The sequence below is a fragment of the Niabella digestorum genome, assembly GCF_036409055.1.
Classification (GTDB): domain Bacteria; phylum Bacteroidota; class Bacteroidia; order Chitinophagales; family Chitinophagaceae; genus Niabella; species Niabella composti.
This window is the reverse complement of sequence record NZ_JAZGLY010000001.1, coordinates 382,442-401,462: the sequence shown is the minus strand read 5'-3', so window position 1 is coordinate 401,462 and position 19,021 is coordinate 382,442. Positions and strand designations below refer to the sequence as shown.

Annotated in this window: 18 protein-coding genes; 6 read left to right on the top strand and 12 right to left on the bottom strand. The window is 40.5% G+C overall.

Annotation, left to right across the window (positions count from 1 at the left end):
* Window positions 1–13: 13 nt before the first annotated feature.
* A complete protein-coding gene (locus V2H41_RS01745) occupies window positions 14–1,120 on the bottom strand; it encodes a putative type IX sorting system protein PorV2 (RefSeq protein WP_458860402.1) in 1,107 nt (368 codons plus the stop codon).
* A 285-nt stretch (window positions 1,121–1,405) separates the two neighbouring features.
* Here V2H41_RS01745 and tyrS point away from each other — a divergent pair, with 285 nt between their 5' ends.
* The gene (gene tyrS / locus V2H41_RS01740) at window positions 1,406–2,683 is read left to right on the top strand and encodes a tyrosine--tRNA ligase (RefSeq protein WP_330973390.1); all 1,278 of its coding nucleotides are present in this window, start codon (window positions 1,406–1,408) and stop codon (window positions 2,681–2,683) included.
* A gap of 52 nt (window positions 2,684–2,735) precedes the next feature.
* Here the strand turns inward: tyrS and V2H41_RS01735 are convergent, their stop codons facing one another.
* From V2H41_RS01735 to V2H41_RS01725, 3 genes are all read right to left on the bottom strand, one after another.
* Window positions 2,736–3,488 carry a sulfite exporter TauE/SafE family protein gene (locus V2H41_RS01735; protein ID WP_330973389.1) on the bottom strand — a complete coding sequence of 251 codons (753 nt, stop codon included), beginning with the start codon at window positions 3,486–3,488 and terminating at the stop codon, window positions 2,736–2,738.
* 4 nt (window positions 3,489–3,492) lie between these two features.
* Complete coding sequence (locus tag V2H41_RS01730; protein WP_330973388.1) at window positions 3,493–4,167, bottom strand: SGNH/GDSL hydrolase family protein; 675 nt, start codon at window positions 4,165–4,167, stop codon at window positions 3,493–3,495.
* 77 nt (window positions 4,168–4,244) lie between these two features.
* The gene (locus tag V2H41_RS01725; RefSeq protein WP_330973580.1) at window positions 4,245–5,597 is read right to left on the bottom strand and encodes an exonuclease domain-containing protein; all 1,353 of its coding nucleotides are present in this window, start codon (window positions 5,595–5,597) and stop codon (window positions 4,245–4,247) included.
* A gap of 114 nt (window positions 5,598–5,711) precedes the next feature.
* On the opposite strand from V2H41_RS01725, the gene V2H41_RS01720 reads away from it, so the two are divergent.
* The gene (locus V2H41_RS01720; RefSeq protein ID WP_330973387.1) at window positions 5,712–6,662 is read left to right on the top strand and encodes a class I SAM-dependent methyltransferase; all 951 of its coding nucleotides are present in this window, start codon (window positions 5,712–5,714) and stop codon (window positions 6,660–6,662) included.
* An 18-nt stretch (window positions 6,663–6,680) separates the two neighbouring features.
* Window positions 6,681–7,025, top strand: coding sequence for a hypothetical protein (locus V2H41_RS01715; RefSeq protein WP_330973386.1), 345 nt, complete (start codon window positions 6,681–6,683; stop codon window positions 7,023–7,025).
* 111 nt (window positions 7,026–7,136) lie between these two features.
* On the opposite strand, the gene V2H41_RS01710 is transcribed toward V2H41_RS01715, so the two are convergent.
* The 3 genes from V2H41_RS01710 to V2H41_RS01700 form a co-directional block, all read right to left on the bottom strand.
* Window positions 7,137–7,340 carry a hypothetical protein gene (locus V2H41_RS01710; protein ID WP_330973385.1) on the bottom strand — a complete coding sequence of 68 codons (204 nt, stop codon included), beginning with the start codon at window positions 7,338–7,340 and terminating at the stop codon, window positions 7,137–7,139.
* Window positions 7,341–7,426: 86 nt separating this feature from the next.
* A complete protein-coding gene (locus tag V2H41_RS01705) occupies window positions 7,427–7,918 on the bottom strand; it encodes a hypothetical protein (RefSeq protein WP_330973384.1) in 492 nt (163 codons plus the stop codon).
* 94 nt (window positions 7,919–8,012) lie between these two features.
* Complete coding sequence (locus V2H41_RS01700; protein ID WP_330973383.1) at window positions 8,013–10,451, bottom strand: TonB-dependent receptor; 2,439 nt, start codon at window positions 10,449–10,451, stop codon at window positions 8,013–8,015.
* Between the two features lie 359 nt (window positions 10,452–10,810).
* Here V2H41_RS01700 and gcvH point away from each other — a divergent pair, with 359 nt between their 5' ends.
* A complete protein-coding gene (gene gcvH, locus V2H41_RS01695; RefSeq protein ID WP_330973382.1) occupies window positions 10,811–11,188 on the top strand; it encodes a glycine cleavage system protein GcvH in 378 nt (125 codons plus the stop codon).
* A gap of 20 nt (window positions 11,189–11,208) precedes the next feature.
* The gene (locus V2H41_RS01690) at window positions 11,209–11,589 is read left to right on the top strand and encodes a VanZ family protein (protein ID WP_330973381.1); all 381 of its coding nucleotides are present in this window, start codon (window positions 11,209–11,211) and stop codon (window positions 11,587–11,589) included.
* 265 nt (window positions 11,590–11,854) lie between these two features.
* Here the strand turns inward: V2H41_RS01690 and V2H41_RS01685 are convergent, their stop codons facing one another.
* Window positions 11,855–12,082 (bottom strand): hypothetical protein, encoded by a 228-nt coding sequence (locus tag V2H41_RS01685; protein ID WP_330973380.1) that lies wholly within the window; start codon window positions 12,080–12,082, stop codon window positions 11,855–11,857.
* Window positions 12,083–12,245: 163 nt separating this feature from the next.
* Window positions 12,246–14,054, bottom strand: a complete 1,809-nt coding sequence (gene typA, locus V2H41_RS01680; RefSeq protein WP_330973379.1) for a translational GTPase TypA — start codon at window positions 14,052–14,054, stop codon at window positions 12,246–12,248.
* Window positions 14,055–14,310: 256 nt separating this feature from the next.
* Between typA and V2H41_RS01675 the strand changes: the two genes are divergently transcribed.
* Window positions 14,311–15,363, top strand: coding sequence for a 3-oxoacyl-ACP synthase III family protein (locus V2H41_RS01675; RefSeq protein ID WP_330973378.1), 1,053 nt, complete (start codon window positions 14,311–14,313; stop codon window positions 15,361–15,363).
* 13 nt (window positions 15,364–15,376) lie between these two features.
* On the opposite strand, the gene flxB is transcribed toward V2H41_RS01675, so the two are convergent.
* From flxB to V2H41_RS01660, 3 genes are all read right to left on the bottom strand, one after another.
* Window positions 15,377–16,105, bottom strand: a complete 729-nt coding sequence (gene flxB, locus V2H41_RS01670) for a flexirubin biosynthesis SDR family reductase FlxB (protein WP_330973377.1) — start codon at window positions 16,103–16,105, stop codon at window positions 15,377–15,379.
* A 48-nt stretch (window positions 16,106–16,153) separates the two neighbouring features.
* Window positions 16,154–17,695, bottom strand: coding sequence for a flexirubin biosynthesis tyrosine ammonia-lyase FlxA (gene flxA / locus V2H41_RS01665; RefSeq protein WP_330973376.1), 1,542 nt, complete (start codon window positions 17,693–17,695; stop codon window positions 16,154–16,156).
* 128 nt (window positions 17,696–17,823) lie between these two features.
* Window positions 17,824–18,942, bottom strand: a complete 1,119-nt coding sequence (locus V2H41_RS01660) for a formylglycine-generating enzyme family protein (RefSeq protein WP_330973375.1) — start codon at window positions 18,940–18,942, stop codon at window positions 17,824–17,826.
* Window positions 18,943–19,021 lie beyond the last annotated feature (79 nt).

Sequence of the window (19,021 nt, the reverse complement as noted above, 5' to 3'; positions counted from 1 at the left end):
ACGTATCCGTTTATTAAAAAACAACAGATTTATCTCTTCTTCTGATATCAACTCTTAAAGAAAAGACATGTGTGAATAATGGGTTAGACTGGTTGGCGAGATTAGCATACGCATAATCTACAACCACCGACTTAATGCGGAACCCAACTCCCACACTGGGCTGGTAAATCCACACCTTTTTTTGATTGAGTGTATCGCCATCTGCTAACCCCTTTTGAAAATTGTTGATACCGCCTCGTACAAAGAGGATATTCTTATAGCTATACTCTAACCCCAGTTTTGGATCAATACTTATCGGATCACCACTGATGACTGTATTTCTTTGCCCATCAAAAGTGATATCAAAATCAGTTTCTGCAAGCAGTGTGGAAGTTTTCCCTATGTTAAAGATACGGGAAGCACCCACCGTTAACCGTGGCGATGTTAACTCTGTTGAACGTACAGGAATATCATTCTGGGTAAGATATAGCACCTCCTTTTCCTTATCGGTAAAATTAAACGACCAAGTATTGAAAGTACTGGTTACATCCTTTGCTACTATCCCAAAACGCCACTTGTCCTTAAAAATCTGTAATCCTGCATCTAAACCAAAGCCCCAAGCTTTTGCAAATTTTCCTACACTGCGATGAATGATTTTGGCATTGGCACCAAAATTAATCATCTGCCCTTCCGTTCTTCTTAAGTTCTGCGCATAAGACAGCAAGAAGGCATAATCAGCCGAAGAAAACGTCTGAATATTGTTATAATCTAGAGAACCATCAGGATTTACCAAAAACAAAGTATTGGCGATATCGTCTACCGCAAACCGCAGCCCCGTAATTCCTAATACACGTTTTTCGTTATTGGTGGGTAATGCAACGCTCGCATAATCGTATTTACCAATGCCCGCAAAATACTCGGAGTGCATCAGGTTTACCTGGGTCATATTCTGCACATGCACGAGACCTGCAGGGTTCCAATATCCGGCAGCACCGTCCGTTATGGAGGCTGCCTGAGCACTACCCATAGATAAGCCACGCGCTCCCGCTCCAATATTCAAAAATTCATTGGAGTACTTACGGAACTGTGCATTTACAGACTGCATGGCTAATATCAGCCCCGATATCAAAAGAAGTTTAATAGTTCTGGTTAGTGATAATAATTTGGTTGTCACAGGTAGAAGATTCTTACAACAAATTTATATAAGCCAATTCTCTCTTAGCCATTACTCTCTAGTGCAAAATAACAATATCTCAGATTATGTAGTTAATTTATTCTGCGAACTAGCAATTATTGAGCCAAATTTTATTTATACTACTTGAAAGCAAAAATATCAAATTAAAAACTTCTACAATATAAAATCATCAACATTTTATAGTTTTTTTTCGTTTATCGTTCAACAAATTAAAAGTCTATTTTTGCGGTTATGGATCTGATAAAAGAATTAAAGTGGCGGGGAATGGTGCAGGATATGATCCCCGGTACAGAGGAACAGTTGAGAAAAGAACCTACCGTAGGGTACATCGGGTTTGACCCTACCGCTACCAGTCTGCACATCGGCAGTCTGGTTCCTATTTTATTACTCGTTCACTTTCAGCGAGCTGGTCATAAGCCCATTGTGCTTATTGGTGGGGCCACTGGTATGATAGGCGACCCTTCGGGGAAAAGTGAAGAGCGCGTACTGCTTACCGAGAACCAGCTAGCCGAAAACATTGCAGGTATTAAAAAGCAATTGGAAAAATACCTGGACTTTGACCCGGCAAACCCCAATGCTGCCGTCATGGTGAATAACTACGACTGGTTTAAAAATATTTCATTCATAGAGTTTTTGCGGGATGCGGGCAAGCACATCACCGTAAATTATATGATGGCAAAAGACAGCGTGAAAAAACGCTTTGAAGGAGATGCAGGTATCAGCTATACTGAATTTGCTTACCAGCTCATGCAGGGATACGATTTTTACCATCTTTATAAGGAACATAACTGCAAACTGCAGATGGGAGGAAGCGACCAATGGGGCAATATTACCACCGGTACAGAATTCATCCGCCGCAAGATTCATGGAGAAGCTTTTGCATTTACCTGCCCGCTGATTAAAAAAGCAGATGGTACCAAGTTTGGTAAAACCGAACAAGGCAATGTATGGTTGGATCCCGAAAGAACATCACCTTACCAGTTCTATCAGTTTTGGCTAAACGCCAGCGATACGGACGCAGAAAATTGGATTAAGATCTTCACCTTCCTGGACGAATCCACCATCAACGATCTCATTGGCCAGCATCATGCAGATCCTTCCAAAAGAGTACTGCAGAAAGCGCTGGCAAAAGAAATCACCACCTTTGTACACGGGAAAGAGGAATATGAAAAGGCATTGGCAACTACTGAGAAACTCTTTGCCAACCAAACCAAGCCCGCCGAGGAAATGACTATTGAAGATTTGGAAGGTATGGAAGGTATCGTAAAGTCAACGATCGAGAGAGAAAAAGTTAATGCTGGCATAGATATTGTTTCATTACTTGCAGAAACAAAAATCACTTCCAGTAAAAGTGAAGCTCGTAAGCTGATACAGGGAGGTGGCATACAACTCAACCGAAGAAAGATCGACGATGTGCAATTCGTTGTAGACAGCGTAAGACTTCTACACGATAAATATCTCCTTCTGCAAAAAGGTAAGAAGAATTACTTTTTAGTAGAAGCCGTTTAGTAAAGCCTTAGTAACAATATAGCAAAAGCATGTGATGCATTCACATGCTTTTTTATTTTAGAAATATAAACAACGCTCCGATAAATGTAAGCGCTATCACTAACTTTCGATAGCTATCATCTTTAATCTGCTTTACCAATTTTACACCTAAGACAAAACCCCCTATTAGAGCCGGCAATAAAAGCAGATCGATTTGCAAGGACGCTAAAGTGATATTTTTCCAGAAAATCACCTGAAATGGCAGCTTAAATAAATTGATTACTAGGAAGACCCATGCTGCAGTTCCAATAAACCGCTCCTTGGGCATACGCATAGCCAAAAAATAAATATTAGCAAATGCTCCGGCCAAATTACCAATCATAGTGGTAAATCCCGATATAAGCCCCATACTTATCACAAACCCTTTATTGGAAGGCATCACCGTCTTATTGCGCATTTCGAGATACAACATAAGAAAAATGGTTACTACAATAATAATAGCCATTACTTTTTTAAATAGCTGCTCGTTCATGTCTCCACCCACATACACCCCTATTAATATTCCTACAGCCATCCATGGAATCAATTTCCAGAAATGATGCCACTGTGCATGACGATGATAATATTTTACGGCCATGATATCGGCCAGACATAGCAAGGGCAATACCACACCTGTGGAGGCCTTTCCGCCTAAAACAATAGCCATAAGGGTAACATTTAGCATGTCTACCCCTTTCAGTCCAGCTTTGGACAATCCGATAAAAAAAGCAGCCAATAGCAGCAGTATCCAGTGTGCTAAAGGATAGCTATGTATCAGTAGTTGCAAATGTTTATTTCAATTTTTTGAGAACCGCCCACATTTCTTGAGCCACCAACAAATTACCCTGATTGTTCAGATGCACTCTGTCGGTAGTCAAAATACCTTTTTCTTCGTTTTTAGGATTGTGCTTGTCCAAATATTCCATAAAAGCTTTGCGCAAATCTACCAGCGGAATATTATTGGCTGCTGCATATTGACGAATCCATTTAGAATAGTAGTTGAGATCGCCATCCTGCAAATTGGTATCATCATTATACTCGCCTATCACGGATGGGGTACAGATTACCGGCTGAATACCTGCCTGCTTCATTTTGGTAATCATCTTATCATAAAATGCTCCAAATTTTTTAAACTCAGTACCTGTACCACTAGTGGTTTTATGCCATACATCGTTTATACCGATGTATACCACTACAATATCAGGCTTCTGATCCAATACATCTTCCTGAAAGCGGAAGAATAAATCATATACGCGATTGCCGCCTATTCCCTTACCTACCCACTCAAACTCATCCTGACGTCCTTCTAGTTTGCTCAAACTGTCGATTTTAGGAATATAACCGCCGGGTTGGGCTCCTTGCTGGGTTATAGAATCGCCAAAGAAGATAACTTTTTTTCTCTTAGCTGGCTGAAAGGCAAACAATGCTAGGACTACCATCAGCAGCAAGTATTGCATCTTTTTCATATTACATTTAATAAAAAAAATTAGAAGTAAAAAAGCGTCACAAGTTTAAATAAAAGATTACGAAATAGCTTCAAAAATTAGAAAAACTTCACTTTGGAGGGATATCGTTTAGCATATGAAAAAAGCATATGTGTAATTACCTTGTTTTCTCTGTAAGGCGTCACCAGCTCTTTGAACTGTTCGGGAGTTTCAATTGCAAGATCAGAAGCAATAAATCCCATGCCATAAAACTTGCCTTGCCATACTAAAATGCAGGACCGCTGCTCATCGGTAATACCTTTATCTATGATAGCAAAAGAAGGCTGCGCTTTTAACTTTTCCAATGCCTGTGTAACACGCTCATTATAAGATTCCACAGGCTCTAGTTTTTCACAGGCGCCTTTGCAATACGCTGCGTGTGCCTGTTCGTCATACAACTGTTCTTTTATAAAACAAAGACGTGGACAAAGATGAAAGTCTTGCACCAGCTGTCTTAACGCCGCACTGGCATTTTCGTAGTGATGGTAGGAACTAATGACTTCCGCTCGACCATTTACCTTGTCTACAGCTAAACGCAGATAGCCGTTCTGATCGGCATAACATACAATACCAAACACGTCTTCCCGTTTTTTCTGAGAAGCATTAAATCTGGGCCACAAACGTTTAATCTCGGACGATTCTTTGATGGCAGCCATCAACTCTGTACCGCATTCTTCAAAACTAATACGATGTACATAGCGCATAAAATTTTGCTTCTGTCTACCAGTAGAGTTGTTACTAAAGTGACTACTCACGCGATGGCGAATATTTTTAGCCTTACCTACATAGACTACCTTACCTTTTTCATCATGAAAATAATATACCCCCGGTGTAGTAGGCAGGCGCTCGAAATCGCTCTTGGGCACATGTGGCGGCAAAACTTGCTCCTTCGAGTTCCGCTTCAGACTTTTGAGAATATGTCCTTCCGTATCACGTTGTAATAAAAGATGAAATAGTGCTGTAGTGGCCTCGGCATCGCCTCCCGCACGGTGATGATTGACATGTCTAATACCAAGACTGTGACACAGGTTACCCAAACTATACGACCGCAAGCCGGGAATTATTTTGCGGCTCAATCTAACAGTACATAATTTTTGCGCATCATATTCATAACCACAATATCTGAGTTGACTCCTGATAAAGGAGTAATCAAAATTTACATTGTGCGCAACGAATATTCGGTCTTTTAAAATCTCATAAATATCCTCCGCCACCTCTTCAAACAAAGGAGCATCTGCTACCATTTCGTCGGTAATGCCGGTCATGGCCTGAATATACGAGGGAATACGATGCACAGGATTGATGAGTGTTTCATACCGGTCTATCACCTTTTCTCCATCAAACACAATAATACATATCTCGGTAATTCCGTTGGCAGCGGCATAACCGCCCGTAGTTTCAATATCGGTAATGGCGTATTGAATGGTTTGGAAATTTTAAAATTCAGCAATGAAGAATGTTCAAAAAAGAGCATTTGCTGCCAATAACTAGCCGGCAACTGCTAAATTCGCAAAAAAATACACTTGATGAGCGATGTGAATAAATTTGAAATGTTTAGAAACCGGTTAACAAAGGTTTTCAAGCATTTACAAAAGATCGCAAGAAAGCAAAATGTTTCCTGCTTCAGGATTTATGATCATGATTTACCTGAATTCCCCTTCATTATTGAAAAGTATGAAGATCGATTATACGCTTCTGAATATAAAAGAAGGCATAATCTTACGGAAGAACAACATCAGCTTTGGGTAAAGGAAAGCATGAAAGTCATGTCTGAAATAATAGGCATACCGCTCGAAAGCATATTTATAAAACTTCGGCAGCGTAAGCCCGGCCGCGAAGGACAATATCAAAAAACAGGCAATACCAAAAATGAATTTGTCGTTAGGGAAAATAACCTGCAATTTATTATCAACCTTAGTGATTACTTAGATACTGGGTTGTTTTTAGACCATCGCATTACACGGAAAATGGTAATGGAACAGGCTCACGGCAAACGTGTACTTAATATTTTTGCCTATACAGGCTCCTTTTCGGTGTATGCAGCAGCCGGAGGGGCTACGCAAGTAACTACAGTAGATCTTTCCAATACCTATACCCACTGGGCCCGAAGAAATATGCAACTCAACCATTTTAATGAAGGCGATAAATACGCTTTTGTAGTTGCCGATGCCGTGCAATACATTAAAAACTTAAAGCCGGCCTCCTACGATATTATTGTACTGGACCCTCCCACATTTAGTAACAGTAAAAAAACCGATACGATTCTAGATATACAGCGGGATCATGTACAACTGGTGAATGATTGTCTCAAAGCGCTCACCCCAAATGGACTTTTGTATTTCAGTAATAATTACACCAAATTTGTATTGGACACCGCTAACATTCAAGCGGCTACTATAAAAGATATTACCCGACAAACAACGCCTTTTGACTTTGAAGGAAAGCTAAAGCGCTGTTGTTTCCTCATCACAAAGTAAAACTGTTACCTTTGCACCATGTTTGAAAAGGATGATCTGCAGGTAAGATGGTGGCAACTGGAAGCGAAACTGACCGAACGTTTTGGTAAAAAACCGGACCTAGAAACTATTCTGTTTCTTATCGGTATACAAGAACTGGGCGTCATTAAACGCCGATTCACCAAAGAACAGAAACAGGATCTCATGCATATTGCTGTATGCCGTGTGTTAGCCCCCAGCGGTTACTATGAATTAGAAAAAGTAGATAAAGACGGCTGGCCCCATTACCGTCAACTCAAACCTATGGCCAATATGAACCCAGTTGACCAAGAAAACTTCATCAAAGATCACGTATTACTGTACTTTGATGAAAACGACTTCTAATAAGCGCTCCCTTCTTTAATTTAAATCAAATATAAGCAGTCTTACCAGTGAGTACACTCACTGATATAGGACAGAGAAGGTGCTATCTCCGTTGTAATGTCTCTAATTCAGTTAGAGATTATCTCTGTGCTTTTTATCGGCCTCTTCCTTACTGATATTACTTTCCATGATTTTGCCTCCTCTACGCCCCAAGGTAGAAACAGGACCTTTCATCGCATTCTGAGGATCGGTAGTATCCAGCGTTTCAGGATCGGGCTTGATAGGCGTAATATCCTTATCGTCTTTTTTCTTTTTATCGTTATTGTGGTTCTCCATAGGAACTATTTTTAGTGAAATAATAATTTAATTCCTTAAACAGATAATTCAAGGATAGAACTGTAAAGGCTAGTAAATGAAGCTGTTTATTGTATAGTGATATACACATCCCCCATCGGGCTTCCTGATGCCATATTACTTTTACCCACTACAATAACATAATTGCCCTTCTGGGTAGCATTAAATTCCACCTCCTGTCCAAAGGGGCCATCCGCACTCCCGTCCGGCATTACGATTTGATTTACCCGTATGTTTCCATACTCATTACGATGCCGCACATTAATTTTCAAGAGTCCAGGTTGCACATCAATTAAATGAATACGAACTGATTGTGAGTTACTTTTAATCGTCTTATGTATATGTGCGGGTAGATTATTCGCCGCAACCGTCTCACTAATTATTTCCTCAATGGGTAATATAGCAACACTAGTGTCTATAACTTCGGTGCTATCCGCGATATCCAACGTATCTACTGCACTTGCAGCCTGCTCTGGCTGCTCCCCTTTAGAGTTCCGACTAGTATGACAACCATACACCAGTACTACTGCTACAGTAAAAAATAAAACCAGCCATTTCATATTTATACTAAAGCAAAAAAGTTGCCAACATTAGTCGGCAACTTTTACAAAACCAACAAAACTAAGACCTTACTCCTCCCGATGGTTGCAGCCGTTATTCTCCAGCTCCTGATTTTATGCGGTTTTGCTCTTCTCCGGCACTACCTGTACGATTCCGTGCCTGAGAAATTCCATTTTTACCAAACTTATATACAAAGGATACGTTAAATACCGGGTTATCCATTTTACGGCTATTTCTGATATCGATGTTTACATCGGCATAGCGGGTAAATCCATTAAAATTGCTCGTTCTGAATATATCTCTTACGCCGGCCTTAATAGTACCTTTTTTATTCAATATCTGTTTCGCCACGGCCATGTTTAGGCTACCCATAGAAGTACCGATAAGCAATCCTTCCGATAAGCGATACGCATACCAACCGCTCAGCTCTGCCATCCAAGTTTTAGCAAACGTAAAGGTGTTGCTCATATTACCCATAAAACCGGTAACATTTACCTCCACAGGAATATTTACAGAACCATTGTTGTAAATACCATTATATTTATTGTTATAAAGATTGGCATAGACATTAGCCATCCACCATTTTTTCACTTGCTTATTGGCAGTAATAGTAATGCCCCACTGACGCATTTTACTGATGTTGTCTTTCACCTGAAATGCAGTCTTCTTTTCATTATCCTGTTGCAGAATTTCGGTAATGATATTATTGGTGAGTGTGTAATTAATAGTAGTGGTTAAAAAGCGGTTAAATGTATGGCTCAGCTCCACATTATTCGAAAACTGCGGCTGCAGATAAGGGTTACCTTGGCCGTAAGTAAGGGAATCTAGAAAGAAAACAAAAGGATTCAGGTCTTCATAATTAGGCCTTCTAATTCTTCTACTGTATGCAAGGCTCAGCTGATTTTTATCGTTTACCGCATAAGTTACCCCCACATTGGGAAACAGATTGGTATAATTTCTTTTAAAGCTGGAGTCATTTTTTATCTGCGTACCTCTAGCTATGGTATTTTCAAGACGTAAACCTGCAGTGAGCTCCCATTTCTTCACTGTAGCGGACAAAATACCGTAAGCAGCATTTATATTTTCCTTATAGATGAAATGATTAGAACGGGATACATCGGGCCACCAACCGGTGCTAGTATCGCGGCGATAAATAACCTCGTTGTTAGTATTCACATAACTACTTTTAATACCTGCTTCTAACTTTAGATCTTTTGTAAAAGGATGTAAATAATCAATTTTACCACTACGGATTTTTATAAAGGAGGGGAAATCGCCATCAAGCAAGATAGTATTACCGATTTTAGTATTATCAGGATTATAAATTTCGGTTGTTAGCAGGTTATCACCATTATTCTTATAATATCCATAATCCAAATCCACAGTGATTTCTCTACCCGAAGAATCAAAAGTGTGTTTATAGTTGACGTTGGTATTGATATTGGAGAAGGATACTGCATTGTAAGCATCAGAAATAAAGGTGGTGGTAGTAATATCGCTTGCATCCTTTAGATGAGATGTAGTATTTTGCCAGCTTCTCCATTTGCTGTCGCTACCGGTAACCACCACTCCTACTACATCCTTATCGCTGAAATAGTAATCAGCACCTACTTTTGCATTGTGCCAATAACTTTTGTTATGCCTGTATGTAAACTGTGCAGAAGCCCCGTTCTGAATGTTATCACTATAAAATCTTCTATATAAATCCAATGTACTAAGCCCTTCCCAGGTTCCTCCGTTATAGCTTCCGAAGAGATTCCATTTATTATTCCTATAATTGATATTAGCGCCTCCATTATATTTTGGATACAAGCCTTGAGCGTAATTGAGATCTACATTTCCATTCACTCCTTTAATGGAGCCTTTCTTGGTTTTAATATTGATAATGCCTGTATTTCCCTCCGCGTCGTATTTTGCAGGAGGCGTGGTCATAATTTCTATTTGATTCAGATTACTAGATTGAATACTTTTCAGCAGGGATGCTAGCTGTGTGCCGCTCAGATAAGTAGGTTTACCGTCAATCAATACCAATACTCCGCCTTTTCCCTTTAAACTGATATTCCCATCGGCATCCACAGAAACTCCAGGCGATTTCTCTAAGATCTCTAATACGTTTAAGCCGGCATTGGTAGGAGAAGCATCTACGTTTACCACCGTCTTTCCGGCTTTTACTTCTACAGGAGGTTTTTTGGCTGTAACAACTACGCCGGCAAGTTGTGTGTTGATTTTCTCCATGATGAGATCTTTCACTGTCGTATGCTGCAAACTAAATCTATCTGAATATGTAGGTATATAACCTATACTTGTTACCTGCAATAAATAATTGCCCGGACGAATATCTTCAAAGCGATAGCTTCCTTTATCGTCGGCTACGCTTAATTTGACTAGAGAAGAGTCTTCCGCTTTCAATAAAGATACTGAGGCTTTAGATAAAGGCTTAAGTTCAGTATCAGTAATGGTTCCTGAAATCACTTGAGCATTTACTGTTGTACAAAAAACATAAGTAGTAAGAAGCGCAATTAACTGTTTCATCGATGTCCTTTTTAGATTTTCTCAGAGGTACAACCCATTGCTCATTATCGGAAAACGGGAGTAAATCCCTGTGAAACAATTGTGTTGTACAGCTTTATTTTTAAACAAAACTATCTCTGAGCGCTATCGACAAAAAGCACTTAGCGGTGAACGGCATAAAACAACCGACGAACGCAAAAGAAGTCAGCATAAATGGTAATGGAGTTTTTATTTTTCACGAGAAAGCTCACATCAAGCATTACACTTTATTATTTTCTAAACACTTATACCGACAACTTCAGGTGTGAAAAAAATATTTTTATTTTCGGGAAATATTAAAGGGATTTAGCCATATTTGTACCTCAAAATCATATCAAGCTATGAGTTATCCTGATACACTGCGCTACACGAAAGACCACGAATGGATTAGATTGGAAGGCAATATCGCCACAGTGGGTATTACCGATTTTGCTCAAAGAGAGCTGGGAGATATTGTATTTGTAGAAGTTGAAACCGTAGGTAAGAAACTGAATGCAAATGATGTGTTCGGCACGGTGGAAGCTGTAAAAACAGTTTCGGACTTGTATCTGCCGGTAAGCGGAACAATTACCGAATTAAATCCGGCGCTTGCTAATGCACCTGAACTGGTAAATACCGACCCCTATGGCGAAGGCTGGATGATCAAAATGACAGTAGATAACCCCGCAGATGTGGATAGTTTACTTGATGCGGCAGCTTATGAAGCTATTACAGGATAATTCTACTACAATACCAAGTTTTGAAAAAAATATTGAATAGTCACTGGCCGCCCCTTTTGTGGTCGGCCATTATCGTAACGCTATTGTGCATACCGGGCTCCTCTGAGCCTGAGAGTTCATCTCTTTTTAGCATTCCATACATAGATAAATATATCCACTTTATACTCTTTGCTCTCTTTGTGATTTTCTGGGGGCGAGCTATCAGCAATAAACCTAAGGCCCTTTTTCGTAAAAAGCTTGTATGGATTACTCTTGCGGGAATATTCCTGGGATATATCCTAGAACTCGTGCAAAAACATTTTATACCTTACAGAAGTTACGATGGATGGGATGTGGTAGCAGATGCAGCAGGAGCTATTTTGGGATTACTTATTAGTCTGAAAATATCAGCCCAAAAATAAACCCCTGTAGAAACAGGGGTCGCAACCAAAACTAACTGCTTATGAGAAAATTGACTATCTTATGTTTGTCTCTATTATAATAACGCTATAGTAAAGACTTTATTTTTGTGCATTTGTTAAAGTAATCAAAAAAACGTTTTTGCTTTATCCCTTCAACTCTTAGGTTCTAAGCAAAAATACATTTCTAATAATTAATAAACACAAATCATGCCAAAAAATTGATTTGTGTTAAAATAATAAGCTATTATAGATTACTGCAATGTGGTTATTTAAACGATTCACTCTTAGCCTTTTCATTTTTCCACCAACGGATTCCAATAATAGTCATTACTATTAAAGGCAAAAATGCAAGATAAATAATGCCCGTATTCATTCCCCGGGCCGGTCCCTCACCCAGTTGCTGTGCGGTTTTTGTACAGATAGAGCATTGTGCTAATAGCACTGTGTATTGTGTAATAAGGAAGGCTAGGAAAAGGACCAATCGCTTAATCATGATGCAAAGTTAGAATTAGATCTTTAATAATCGAAATTCATTAGAATGGAACATACACGTAGTACGTTTCCAATACAACTATTATTGTAACAACTATAGGCTTAAAAGGTTACAATAAAAAATCCCGGTTGCCCGGGAGGTTTATATGATTTAGGTGACTTACCTAAGCTTCTGCAGCCATTTTCTTAGCCTGTCTGTTACGCTCGGTTTCATCTAATATCACTTTACGCATGCGAATAAAATTGGGTGTTACTTCAATGCACTCGTCATGCTGAATATATTCCATACACTCCTCGAGCGTCATTAAGGTTTTTGGTGCAATACGTGTAGCATCGTCACTACCGCTGGCTCTATGGTTGGTAAGCTTCTTTTCTTCTGTGGCATTTACAACTAAATCACCAGGTTTAACATTTTCTGCCAGTATTTGACCAGCATACACTTCCTCACCCGGATCTACAAAGAAAGTCCCTCTATCCTGCAGTTTATCAATGGAGTAAGTTGTGGTTTTACCCTGATTTTTCGAAATCAACACGCCATTATTTCTTCCTGGAATAGGACCTTTCCAGGGTTTATAATCACTAAAGCGGTGAGCCATCACAGCCTCGCCGGTAGTGGCAGTTAAAATCTGAGTACGTAATCCGATTAACCCCCGAGCAGGGATATCAAACTCCAGATGCTGCATTTCGCCTTTGGTTTCCATTACCAGCAGCTCTCCTTTTCTGCGAGTTACCAAATCAATTACCTTGCTTGCAAACTCCTCCGGCACATCCACCACTAAGGTTTCGTATGGCTCACATTTTTTGCCATCAATTTCTTTGGTAATCACCTGCGGTTGTCCTACAGTAAGTTCGTATCCTTCTCTACGCATGGTTTCAATTAATACACCCAGATGCAGAATGCCACGTCCGTATACCAGAAAACTTTCTCCACCTTCTGTTTCTTCCACACGCAAAGCTAAATTTCGTTCTGTTTCTTTTAGTAATCTTTCGCGCAAATGACGACTGGTTACAAACTTACCGTCGCGGCCAAAAAACGGAGAGTTATTGATGCCGAAAGTCATGTTCATGGTAGGTTCATCCACACTTATCACAGGCAGTGCTTCCGGATTTTCCGCATCGGCAATGGTATCACCAATATTAAAATCTTCAATACCTACTACAGCACAAAGATCCCCTGCAGGTACTTCGGCTACTTTTTTCTTTTCCATTCCTTCAAACACATACAACTCTTTTACACGGGTCTTTCTGATACTACCATCGGCTTGAACCAGTGCTACTTGTTGATTTTCCTTGATAACACCACGACTTACCTTTCCAATAGCGATACGTCCCAAGAAAGATGAATAATCTAAAGAGGTGATTTGTAATTGAAGGGTGCCCTCTTGCACGCTGGGCGGTGGTACATGCTTAATTATGCCATCCATCAAAGGCTCAATATTGTCGATCTCAGTTAAGGAATCATTAAACCATCCATGCTTACCTGACCCATAATAGGTGGGAAAATCAAGTTGCTCTTCTGTTGCATCTAGGTGGAAGAACAAATCGAAAACGGCATCGTGCACCTCTTCGGGGCGACAGTTGGGTTTATCTACCTTATTAATGACAACAATAGGCTTCAACCCCAAAGACAAAGCTTTTTGTAATACAAAACGAGTCTGAGGCATAGGCCCTTCAAAAGCATCTACCAATAGTAACACCCCATCGGCCATCTTCAATACTCGTTCCACTTCACCACCGAAATCGGCGTGTCCCGGTGTATCAATCACATTGATCTTTACGCCCTTGTAAGTAACGGCGGCATTCTTACTAAAAATAGTGATGCCTCGCTCGCGTTCCAGATCGTTGTTATCCATAATTAATTCCCCGGTAGCCTGATTTTCTCGGAAAACTTTGGTGGCGTGAAGGATTTTATCTACTAATGTGGTTTTACCGTGGTCTACGTGAGCTATAATAGCGATATTACGTATGTTCATGTGTTCTTTATATAAATGAAAAAGATATAGGGCGGATTTTAATAAATCATCCCTCCTTCTAAAAAGAGCGCAAAGGTACGACTTTTACACAGGTTGACCTAATTGAAACTATTTTGCTCCATTATGAGATAATGGGCTGATTAGCTGGCTATTCACCAGCGAAAACGACATATAGCTTAGACAAACATAAAAAGCTTAGATTCAGATGAGAATAAATTGAAGTATTTATTAACTTGCTGCATTAACAACTGTTAGTATGAATCGCACCATTATTGCCGGAATAGGAAAATATATTCCTGAAAAAGTAGTTACCAACCACGAGCTTACCAAAATAATGGATACCTCGGATGAATGGATTCATGAACGCACAGGCATTCAAACCCGACACTATGCAAAACGATTTGAAGAAACCACTTCCATATTGGGCGTAAAAGCGGCTGAAATAGCCATTGAGCGTGCCGGTATTCAAAAAAGCGATATCGACTTTATCATATTTGCAACTCTTAGTCCCGATTATTTTTTCCCAGGCTGTGGTGTACTAGTGCAACGTATGCTAGGCCTGAAAGAAATTGGAGCACTGGACATCCGTAACCAATGTAGCGGGTTTGTATATGGGTTGAGTGTGGCCGATCAATTTATCAAAACAGGCATGTATAAAAACATACTGCTGATTGGCGCTGAAGTACATTCTTTTGCCTTAGACTTCAGCACCAGAGGTAGAAGCGTATCGGTAATTTTCGGCGATGGAGCGGGAGCCGTCATCCTACAACCATCACCATCAGAGAATCGTGGCATACTAAGCACTCATCTGCACAGTGATGGCGAAGGAGCCGAACTTCTCAGCATGCCTAATCCAGGTTTCCATGCAGGCGTACACAATAAAGAATGGAAACCCCGTGTTGATGAAAATAATCCCTATGCCAATCTTTTTATAAATAAAGACTTGGTAGAGCGAGAAGATATTTATCCCTATATGGACGGACAGACTGTATTTAAAAAAGCTGTAGTCAAAATGCCTGAAGCCATTCAAGAGGCATTAGCGACAAATGGTTATCAACAAAATGATATTAACCTGTTGATTACCCATCAAGCTAATCTACGTATCTCCCAATACATTCAGCAAAAGCTGAACCTCAAAGAGGACCAGATGTTCAATAATATTCAGCATTACGGCAATACTACAGCGGCTTCCATCCCTATTGCGCTTTGTGAAGCTTGGGAACAAGGAAAAATTAAAGAAGGCGATCTCGTTTGCCTAGCGGCTTTTGGAAGCGGTTTTACATGGGGAAGTGCAATAATGAAATGGTAACACTTGTTAATGGCTAGGTGTATAATCCACCATTTACAGACAGTACATGCCCCGTAATGTATCCCGATTCCTTACTTGCCAAAAATCCTACTGCATGCGCTACTTCTTCGGGAGTGCCGAAGCGGTTTACAGGAATCAGTTGTTTCATCTGTGCTTCATCTATATCAGCCGTCATATCCGTTTTAATAAAACCCGGAGCTACGGCGTTAACCGTGATATTGCGCTTACCCACTTCTTGAGCAAGTGCTTTTGTAGCTGCTATGATACCCCCTTTTGCTGCTGAGTAATTGGTTTGCCCGGCAAGTCCTTTTAATCCGCTCAGTGACACTACATTGATAATTCTTCCATAACGTTGACGTAACATGCTATTTACAACAATACGGGTAACGTTAAAAAATCCTCCGAGACTCGTGTCTAGAACATTATCCCACTGCTCGTCTTTCATCCACATCAACAATACATCATCCTTAATACCGGCATTATTGACCAGCACTTCAATTATCTTATCCGAATTGGCTTCTATCCATCCAGTGAGCACCCGTTGCACTTCTTCTCGATTGGCAACATCGAATTGCAACAGTTCTCCACTACTACCGGCCTCATTTACTGCTTTGAGTGTTGCTTCTGCTTTTTCTCGATTACCTTTATAGTTGATGAGCACATGGTACCCCATGGTTGCCAGCTTCACACAGATGGCACTACCAATACCGCGCGACCCTCCGGTTACTAAAGCACAATTCATATTATAGTTTTGAAGTTGAGATTTTACAATGCAAGCTAATCGCCTTCGCTAAATTTGAGATACGGCATTTGCCTCCAACCAACTGCGCATTTTAGCAAGGCTTTTATACATCGGACTATCTTCAATAAATTTAGGAAAGATATTCCTGAGGCTATTATAGAGCGCCCGGGTTTTTGAAGACATTAAGTCCTGACAGTTTAAATAGTCCACCCCCTGCAACAAGGTCATAGCTTGAATGGCCAGCACTTCATATGCATTATCAATTACTTTTTTGGTAAGCTGTGCTGCATTGAATCCCATGCTTACGATATCTTGATTATCGTTATTATTAGGAATACTGTGTACATACATGGGATAAGAAAGCGTCTGACTTTCTGCAGTTGTCGATGTAGCCGTAAACTGTATTCCCTGCATACCAAAGTTGAAGCCCAACACACCAAGGTTCACAAAAGGAGGAAACTTTTGGTTCAACTTGGAATTGAGCAAATAATTCAATTGACGCTCACTAAGCATAGTAAGCTTTGTAATAGCTATTTTCAACTTATCCATTTCGAATGAAACATAATCGCCGTGGAAATTGCCTCCATGAAAAATGTTATGATTGGCTACATCTACCACAGGATTATCGTTCACCGAATTCAGCTCATTCACCACTGTCTCCTCAGCGTGTAATAGTGTATCATATACCGGTCCTAACACCTGAGTCACACAGCGCAATGAATAATACTCTTGCACTTTGTCTTCAAACACATCGTGCTGAATATTCTCCGGATTATATAAGTGTTCAGAGCGGCTACGAATCATCTTACTGTCTTTCAGAATGTTCCGAAAAACCTCCGCTACATAATTCTGTCCTTTGTGATGCTTAACGATATTGAGCTCGTAGGAGAAATGATCATCGTATACTTCCATCAGCTCATTAGTAAGAGCCGACAATGCAATGGCCCACTCCACCAAGCGGTGAGCACGAATAATATTCAGCAGGCCTACTCCCGTCATTCCCGAAGTTCCGTTTATAAGCGCAAGGCCTTCTCGTATATGTATTTGCAAAGGTTTTAACCCTGCCAATTCAAACCCCTGTGCAGCCGGCATTAATTGTCCTTGGTACCATACTTCCCCCTCGCCTATCACGCCTAAAGCAAGGTGCGCCAGTTGTACCAAATCGCCACTTGCGCCTACTCCTCCGTGCTCGTAAATACAGGGTATGAGATCGGCATTGATCATATCTGCCAGCAATATAGGTAGGTCTGGGACTACACCGGAATACCCTTGCAAAAAATTATTGAGGCGGGTAATCATGACAGCACGCCCTAATAACGGATTTAATACGGCACCGCCTCCACTTGAATGACTTCTAATGAGATTGTACTGAAGCTGCAGGGTATTTTCGCTACTAATTTTGTATTGAGCCATCGGCCCAAACCCTGTATTAATGCCGTATATAAGTTTATGATCAGAAAACTGTTTGAGAAACTCAAAAGAAGATTGAACCTTCTCCAACGCTTGCGGATCAATGGAAATCTGCTTTTTGTGTAGCAGTATTTCCTCAAAATCCCTCAAAGACAGCTGTTTACCGCCTATCTGTATCATTAAACAATTGTATATTATTAAAACTGAGGAAGCAAAAGAACAAAATATCTGTCTGGCTGCCAAAAATATCCTCCCCTACATACCTAGTCTGTGTAGTAGCGAATTTTTACCCGATACTAACCTAACTTTTATTTTACGTCTTTCACACAACGAAAACCTGTGTGTTCCAATCCGGTATCCGGACTGCTCTTCATCCGACGTGCAACTCGATATCCGCTGCAATAAGAGTCGTTACATAAGAAGCTCCCCCCTCTCAAACTTCTTTTGAGTGTATAGGGCTCTTGCGGATCATAAGAAGAATCGGGGCCTTTGGGATCTACAGTAAGTTTTCCCTCTAACTGTTTGTAGTAGTCGTAATGATATAAATCGCTACACCACTCCCATACATTACCAGCCATATCATAGAGGCCGTATCCATTGGGAGGATAAGATTTTACGGGTGCTAGTTTAACATAACCGTCTTTCTGTTCATTTAAATATGGGAACTTCCCCTCCCAAGTATTAGCTTTAGGTTTACCCTGGTTCACATGCTCATTACCCCAGGGATAGATATTATTAATAAGTCCCCCACGTGCTGCGAACTCCCACTCTGCCTCGGTAGGCAGCCGCTTGCCTGCCCACTTACAGTAAGCTTGCGCATCTTCCCAGCTTATGTGTACTACCGGATAATCATCTTTACCCTCGATAGAGCTTCCCGGTCCTTCGGGCTGACGCCAATTGGCACCTTTCTTCCATGTCCACCATTGGCTATAATCGTTTAAATCAACAGGACCGTCAGAGGGCTTAAATACGAGCGATGCCGGTACCAGCACACTATCTGGCGGCTTGGGTGTGCCGGGGGGCAATGACTTTTTGATTTCTTCCCAATCGGGTGCCCGTTCTGCGGTTGTCACATACCCGGTGGCTTCCACAAATTTTCTAAACTGAGCATTGGTCACCTCAGTAATATCCATATAAAAAGGAGACACCTGTACCTTATGCTTGGGATATTCATCGGGACTGGCCTGATCGTTATCGGCACCCATTTCAAAAACACCCCCGGGTATTAATACCATTCCTTCTAACGATGAATCCCCACTGAAAGGTATATTGGAAGTGTCAGCAGTAATATACCGGGATGGTACCTGCATGCAGGAGTGTGATGAATCTGCACGCTTTTTATCGGCGTCACTTCCCGATTGATTTTTACAAGCAATTAGTAAAACAATAATCGAAAGTAGCGCAAATCTTTTTGTATTCAGAAGCATTAATTAATAATTATTCAATCCGAAGAATTAGAGTAAAATCAATGTTAAACCGGATAAAGTTAATTGAAATAACAATTAT